The organism is Micromonospora sp. NPDC049903, from assembly GCF_044460945.1.
GTDB lineage: Bacteria > Actinomycetota > Actinomycetes > Mycobacteriales > Micromonosporaceae > Micromonospora.
In genome coordinates, this window is the sequence record NZ_JBITKL010000025.1 from 55,347 (window position 1) to 55,956 (window position 610).

Below are 610 nucleotides of genomic sequence, written 5' to 3' on the forward strand. Positions count from 1 at the left end.
CTTGCTGCGGGCACCGGCGGCATCTCCGCCAACGCTGCCACCACAAGATCCGAAGGCATCTCCGCCGCCGCCACTACCGCAAGGCCCGGAGGCATCTCCACCAACACCGCCGCCACATGGCTCGAAGGCATCTTTGATACCAAGCTCACCGCACGATCCGGCTGCATCACCGCCAACAGCCTCGCCGCAAGGATTGCGGGCACTCTCGCCATTAATGCCGTCGCATGGTCCGGCGGCGTTTCCATCACCTTCACCGCATGCTCCGGCGGCATTTCCGCCAACACCACCGCCATACGGTCCGATGGCATCTCTGTCACCAACACCGCCGCAAAGGCCGGAGGAATCTTCGCCAACGCCGCTGCCACACGCTCTGGCGGCATTTCTGCCAGCACCACTGCCACACGCTCTGATGGCATCTCCGCCACTAGCCTCGCCACATGGTCCGGCGGCATTTCCGCCAACACCACCGCCATACGGTCCGATGGCATCTCTGTCACCAACACCGCCGCGAAGACCGGAGGAATCTTCGCCAACGCCGCTGCCACACGCTCTGGCGGCATTTCTGCCAGCACCACTGCCACACGCTCTGATGGCATCTCCGCCACTAGCC

1 protein-coding gene is annotated in these 610 nt (G+C 64.3%); it reads right to left on the reverse strand.

The window, feature by feature from the left end; all coding sequences use genetic code 11:
* A partial coding sequence (locus ACIBO1_RS27000; RefSeq protein WP_396751246.1) for a magnesium transporter MgtE N-terminal domain-containing protein occupies positions 1-575 on the reverse strand: 575 nt, incomplete at its 3' end.
* Between the last annotated feature and the right edge of the window lie 35 nt (positions 576-610).